The sequence below is a fragment of the Kitasatospora sp. NPDC007106 genome (assembly GCF_040634455.1).
Lineage (GTDB): Bacteria > Actinomycetota > Actinomycetes > Streptomycetales > Streptomycetaceae > Kitasatospora > Kitasatospora arboriphila.
This window is the reverse complement of record NZ_JBEYFP010000368.1, coordinates 1-5938: the sequence shown is the minus strand read 5'-3', so window position 1 is coordinate 5938 and position 5938 is coordinate 1. Positions and strand designations below refer to the sequence as shown.

General features: G+C 76.7%; 6 protein-coding genes. 2 read left to right on the top strand and 4 right to left on the bottom strand.

Annotated features, from left to right (window positions below):
- Window positions 1-51: 51 nt before the first annotated feature.
- From ABZ641_RS23580 to ABZ641_RS23565, 4 genes are all read right to left on the bottom strand, one after another.
- A complete protein-coding gene (locus ABZ641_RS23580) occupies window positions 52-1074 on the bottom strand; it encodes a serine hydrolase domain-containing protein (protein WP_344627684.1) in 1023 nt (340 codons plus the stop codon).
- Between the two features lie 87 nt (window positions 1075-1161).
- A complete protein-coding gene (locus ABZ641_RS23575; protein ID WP_344627683.1) occupies window positions 1162-1560 on the bottom strand; it encodes an ACT domain-containing protein in 399 nt (132 codons plus the stop codon).
- Window positions 1561-1755: 195 nt separating this feature from the next.
- Window positions 1756-2124: a DUF1801 domain-containing protein gene (locus tag ABZ641_RS23570; protein WP_344627682.1), complete on the bottom strand. Its 369-nt coding sequence runs from the start codon at window positions 2122-2124 to the stop codon at window positions 1756-1758.
- Window positions 2125-2192: 68 nt separating this feature from the next.
- Complete coding sequence (locus tag ABZ641_RS23565; protein ID WP_344627681.1) at window positions 2193-2915, bottom strand: DUF998 domain-containing protein; 723 nt, start codon at window positions 2913-2915, stop codon at window positions 2193-2195.
- 117 nt (window positions 2916-3032) lie between these two features.
- Here ABZ641_RS23565 and ABZ641_RS23560 point away from each other — a divergent pair, with 117 nt between their 5' ends.
- Window positions 3033-3356, top strand: coding sequence for a YciI family protein (locus ABZ641_RS23560; protein ID WP_344627680.1), 324 nt, complete (start codon window positions 3033-3035; stop codon window positions 3354-3356).
- A 122-nt stretch (window positions 3357-3478) separates the two neighbouring features.
- The gene (locus ABZ641_RS23555) at window positions 3479-5488 is read left to right on the top strand and encodes a DUF6596 domain-containing protein (RefSeq protein ID WP_359984622.1); all 2010 of its coding nucleotides are present in this window, start codon (window positions 3479-3481) and stop codon (window positions 5486-5488) included.
- Window positions 5489-5938: the final 450 nt, after the last annotated feature.

The following is a 5938-nucleotide window of genomic DNA, read 5'->3' as shown; positions in this document are numbered from 1 at the left end:
GCGGGCACCCGCGCGTCCGGCCCGGGGCGCGTCGGGTCGGGGTGCGCCGGTTCAGGGGGTGGTGACCGCGGCGAGGATGCGGTCGCGCAGCGGGGTCAGCCGGCTGCCGCTGAAGCCGTGGTACACCGCGTTGGTGAGCAGCACCGCGTAGCGGCCGAGGGCGGGGCAGAGGTAGAGGCTGGTGCCGGTGTAGCCGTGGTGGTAGGCGGCGCCGGTGTCGGTGACCAGCCAGCCGAGCCCGCGGGAGCGGCCGGCCTCGACCGCGATCTGCGGCCGCAGGCTGGCGGCGAGCCAGGGGTCGTCGGCCGTCAGCAGGTGCTCGGCGAAGACGGCGAGGTCGGCGGCGGTGGAGAACAGCCCGGCGTGGCCGGCGATCCCGTTCAGCAGGGCGGCGTTGGGGTCGTGCGGGATCCCCCAGGTGCGCGGGGCGCCGCGCAGCCGCTGTTCGGTCGGTGCCACCGCGGGCGAGCGCCGCACCGGGCCGAACTCGGTGTCCCGCATGCCCAATCCGTGCCAGTAGTGGTCGCCGAGGGCGTCCAGCGGGGTGCCGTGGGCGTCGGCGAGCAGCAGGCCGAGCAGCACGTAACCCCGGTTGATGTAGCGGTGTTCGGCGCCTGGGGTGGCCACCAGTTGTTCGGCGCACAGGAGTTCGGCGAGCGGGCGGTCGAGGTGCAGGTAGCGGTCCAGCCGGGTCTCGGGCTGCAGGCCGGCGCTGTGCGCGAGCAGTTGCCGGACCGTCAGCCAGCCGCCGGGGGAGGGGAGTCGGGGGAACCGGGCGCGCAGCGGCTCGTCCAGGTCGAGCAGGCCGGCGGCCAGGGCCCGGCCGGTGAGCGCCCAGGTGGCGGTGATCTTGGTGAGTGAGGCGAGGTCGTAGCGGGTGCGGTCGTCGGGCCCGGCGGGTCCGCACTCGGGGGCGACGGTGCCGCGGGCGGCCACGGTACGGCCCGCCGCCTCCGTGGAGCCGGCGGTGCCGAGGACGAGGACGCCGCCGGGGACACCGCGGTCCAGGACGGCGTGGTCGAGGGCGTCGGCGAGGGCGGCCGCGGCCGCGGGTGTCCAGGGGGTGGTGGTCACGTGCGTCCTCCGTTCCCGGTGGAGCGGATCCGGTCGTACGGGTGGTACCTACCCGCGGACGGGCCTGCGCTCCCCGGCGCCGCCGCCTCAGCCCTGACCGGCCGACAGCTCCTCCAGGACGCGGACCGCCCGTTCGGCGTCGGCGGTCGGCACGAAGAGGTGGTCGTGGTGGAACCCGGCGGCGACGTTGCAGCTGATGCCGCGGTCGGCGAGCGCGGTGGCGACCGCGGCGGTGAGGCCGACGGCCTCCAGCGCGGAGTGGATCCGCAGGGTGATCCAGCCGGCGACGAACTCGTAGCCCAGCCCGAGCGAGTCCGCCTCCTCCTGCGGCACCACGACGGTGGCGCCCTCCTCCTCGGCGACGGTGACCACCGGGCGCAGGCCGGGCGGCACCCTGCCGGGCAGGGTGCAGTACACGTACCGCCCCGGGTTCAGCGCGGGTCGCAGCCCGGAGAGCAGGGCGGACAGGTCTCGTTCGGCGGCCATGGCGCCACCGTAGTGCGTGGCCGGGCCCGCACGGCGTCCCGTCGGCCGCCGGTGTGTCGCCGTCCGGGGCGGTGCGGGTGACGGCGGGTCACGGCGCCCCGGCGGCCGGGGACGCGGCTGCGCCGGGCGGCGGGAGTCGCCCCGGGGGTGCGACCCGTCCGTCCGCCCGGCGTACCGGGTGGGTCCGTCCGGTGTTCAGGCGGGCAGCTGCTCCAGGCCGCGGGCCCGGGCCAGCCAGTCGGCGAACAGCGCGGTGTCGACCTCGGCGGCGCTCCGGAGCTTGACCGAGGCCATCGTGCGCGAGCCCGGGGCGAGCCGGCCGGACGGGTCGGCGAGCTCCTGGCCGCGCCAGAAGCCGAAGGTCAGGTGGCCGGCGTACGACTTGAGGAAGCAGACCGGGTTCTTGCCGGGGGCGGCGCCGAGGCTCCACACGGGGTGGCCGTGCCAGACGGCGCCGCGGCCGGGCAGGGCGGCCTCGACGAGCGGCAGCAGCCGGTCGGCGATCTCGCGCCGGGCGGTGGGGAGGGAGTCCAGGTACTGCGCGACGGTGGTGGTGGCGGGCATGGTGGTCGTCCTTCGGGTTCGGTGGCCGGAGCCGGTCGGGCGGTGGCGGGATCGGAGGCTGGGGGCGGTCAGCGGAGGCGGTCGGCGGCGACGGCGGAGACCCAGACCATCGCGGTGATCGCGCCGATCGCGAGGGTGAGCGAGCCGGCCGGGCCGCCGGTCATGGCCCATCCGTCGCCGAGCAGCAGTGCGGTGGCGGCGGAGCGGGAGGCGAGGGCGCGGCCGCGGCGGCCGGTGCGGGCGAAGTGGCGGCCGAGGACGTAGCAGGCGGCGATCAGGGCGGTGAAGGAGACCGTGCCGGCCAGCAGGTGTCCGACGGCGTGCCAACTCAGGCCGGGCGGCATCCCGTCGGGCGTGCCCACCGGGTAGCCGTCGGCCGGGTCCATGACGAGGACACCGGCGGCGATCATGCCGAGGCCGTAGGTGCGGACGAGCCGGGGTGCCCAGCGGCCGCCGGGCGTGTCCGCGAGGGTGCGGCGCAGGCCGGCGGCGCCGAGGACGGTCAGGACGCCGGCGACCAGGAAGTTCGTGATCTGCAGCGGGCCGAGGTCGCCGTTGCTCAGTGCGCTCAGCGGGTGGCGGGTGAGGTCGAAGCCCGTCCGGGTGGCGGCCTGGGCGAGGGCGACGGCGGCCCAGAGCGGACCGGCGACCGCGCCGCAGACCAGCAGGGTACGGGTGCCCGGTGCGGTGGCGGTCGTGCCGTGAGCGAGGTCGGTGCGGGCGGCGGCGGGGGCGGGGGCGGTGGTCACGGTGTCCTCCGGGGCGGTGGTGTCGGGCGGTGCTGCCCTCACGTCGTCCGGTCGATGTGACAGGGAATGCACACCGTTCCCTGTCGCATCGCCTCGTTCGACGTGAGGGCAGCACAAGATCGCGGCGTGACAGGGCGCCGTCGGACCGAGGAGAGAACCATGCGCTTCCTGATGACCACCAAGCCGACCGACGCCGCCCCCGACGAGAAGCTCTTCGCGGAGATGGGCGCGTTCATCGAGGAACTGACCGCGGCCGGCGTGCTGCTGGCGACCGGGGGCCTGGAGCCGGGCGGGGTCCGCCTGGTCTCCTCCGGGGACGAGATCACCGTCACCGACGGCCCCTACGCCGAGGCGAAGGAGGCCGTGGCCGGCTTCGCGCTGGTCGAGGTCCGCTCGAAGGAGGAGGCGATCGAGCTCGCCCGCCGCTTCCGTCGGATCGTCGGCGACGGCGAGAGCGTCGTCCAGCAGGTGTTCGGCCCCTGACCCTCCCGCCTGCCCGCCCCGCCTGCCCGCCCCGCCTGCCCGTTCGGCCTGCCCGGCTCGGCACCTGCCCCGGCCCCGTCCCGGTTTGCGGACGGGCCGGGGCGGGTGCTGTCATCGTGGCCGTGCCGGATGTCCACCGCACGATCGACGCGGTCTGGAAACTCGAGTCGGCGAAGATCATCGCCGCGCTCGTCAGAATCGTGCGCGACGTCGGCCTCGCCGAGGAACTGGCCCAGGACGCCCTGGTAGCCGCCCTCGAACAGTGGCCGCAGTCCGGCGTCCCCGACAACCCGGGCGCCTGGCTGACCGCCATCGCCAAGCGCCGGGCCGTCGACCGCGTCCGCCGCGACGGGCGACTGGAGCAGCGGCAGCGGCAACTCGCCCACGAGCTGCGGCAGTCGGGCGAGGCCGAGCCCGAGGACGACCGGGACGACGTGCTGCGCCTGATGTTCGTCTCCTGCCACCCCGTCCTGCCGACGGAGGCCCGCGTCGCGCTGACGCTGCGTCTGCTCGGCGGACTGACGGCCGCGGAGATCGCCCGGGCCTTCCTCGTCCCCGAACCGGTGGTGGCCAGGCGCATCGCCGCCGCCAAGCGCACCCTGGCCGAGCAGCAGGTGCCGTTCGAGCTGCCGACCGGCGAGCGGCTCGCCGACCGGCTCTCCTCGGTGCTGGAGGTCGTCTACCTGGTCTTCAACGAGGGGTACTCGGCGACCGGCGGGGACGACCTGATGCGGCCCGGGCTCTGCCTGGAGGCGCTCCGGCTGGGCAGGCTGCTCGCCGCCGCCGTGCCGCACGAGGCCGAAGTGCACGGCCTGGTCGCCCTGATGGAGATCCAGGCGTCCCGCGCGGCCGCGCGCACCGGGCCGTCCGGCGAGCCCGTCCAGTTGCACGAGCAGAACCGCGGCCGCTGGGACCAACTGCTGATCCGCCGCGGCTTCACCGCGATGCTGCGCGCCCGGGAGTGCGGCGGCCCGCCCGGCCCGTACGTGCTGCAGGCCGCGATCGCGGTCTGCCACGCCCAGGCACCCACCGCGGAGGCCACCGACTGGGCGCAGATCGCGACCCTCTACGCCGCGCTGGAACGGCTGCTGCCGACCTCGGTCGTCCGGCTGAACCGGGCCGTCGCGGTCGGGAAGGCGTACGGGCCGCAGGCCGGCCTCGACCTCGCCGACGGGTTGACCGCCGACCCGGCGCTGCGCGACTACCACCTGCTGCCCAGCGTCCGCGGCGACCTGCTGGAGCGGCTCGGCCGCACCGGGGAGGCCCGGCTGGAGTTCCGGCGGGCCGCCGCCCTCACCCGCAACGCGGCGGAACGCGCCTTCCTCGACCGCCGCGCCGACGCACTGCCGACCGGGGAGCCGACGGCCGGGGCCCAGGTGCCCGCGGGGCCGTCGGCCGCCCTCCTCGGCGCCACCGTCCGCGCGTTCCTCGACCGGGACGACCTGGACGCGGCGACCGTCCGCTCGTACGGGCAGACCCTGCGGCGGCTGCGGCTCGGGCTCGGCGACGAGCTGCCGCTCGGCTCGGTCGACGCCGACCGGGTCGCCGGGGTCCTGGCCGCCGCCTGGGGCGGCGCCGCGCCGCGGACCTGGAACCGGCACCGCGCCGCCGTCCGCTCGTTCGCCGCCTGGGCCGGGCTGGACGACCTCGCGGCCGGCCTCGACCGGCGCCCCGAACCGGCCGGCCGGACCGGTGCGATCGCCCCCGAGCAGCTCGAACGGCTCTGGGCGCTGCCCGGCCCCTCGCTGCGCGAGCGCACCCTCTGGCGGCTGTTGCACGAGTCGGCCGCCCCGGTGCGGGCCGTCCTGGCGCTGGACGTCCAGGACCTCGACCTCGACGACCGCAGCGCCCGCGGCGCCTGCGGTGACCACGGTGACCGCGGGGTGGTGTGGCGGTCGGGCACGGCCCGGCTGCTGCCGGAGCTGCTGGCCGGACGCACCCGCGGCCCGCTCTTCCTCACCGACCGCCGCCCCGGGCCGGGCCGGACGCCCGCCCCGGCCGACCTCTGCCCGGAGACCGGCCGCGCGCGGCTCTCCTACGAGCGCGCCGAGCACCTCTTCAAGCTGGCCACCCGCCCGCTCGACCCGGCCGGCGAGGGCTGGACCCTGCGGATGCTCAAGCCGCGCCGCTGATCGGACGCCCCGTCAGGGCTGCTCCCGCTCCGCCGCGTCCGCGGTTCCTCCGTGCTGCCCTCCCGCGCCCCCGCCTGCCCGGCGACCGTCTGACGACTATCGGAAACCGTTGACGGGCGACAGTCACCGATATATCGTCGAGGTATCGAGATGCTTCGGGGGAAGCATCACGGACGAAAGGTGGTGCGCATCATGCGCGAAGGAAGGCGAAACCGAGGAGAACGCCGCCGCGGGCCGGTGCCCGGCGAGGGAATGCCGGGCGAGGGCTTCGAGAGGCGGTTCGCGTTCGGGCCGTTCGGCCCGCCCGGAGTGCCGCCCGGCGGCCCCGGGATGCCGGGGGCCGGCCCGTTCGGGCACGGCTTCGGCGGGCCGGGGCACTTCCCCGGCCGCGGCGGGCACGGCCACGGCGGCCGGGGCCCGCGGGGCGGCGGCTGGGGCCGCGGTCCTGGC

What these genes read in the sequence shown, in the direction of transcription:
- ABZ641_RS23575 (WP_344627683.1), bottom strand. Translation starts at nt 1,560, where the DNA reads ATGGCCGCCGAACGAGACCTGTCCGCCCTGCTCTCCGGGCTGCGACCC.
- ABZ641_RS23570 (WP_344627682.1), bottom strand. Translation starts at nt 2,124, where the DNA reads ATGCCCGCCACCACCACCGTCGCGCAGTACCTGGACTCCCTCCCCACC.
- ABZ641_RS23560 (WP_344627680.1), top strand. Translation starts at nt 3,033, where the DNA reads ATGCGCTTCCTGATGACCACCAAGCCGACCGACGCCGCCCCCGACGAG.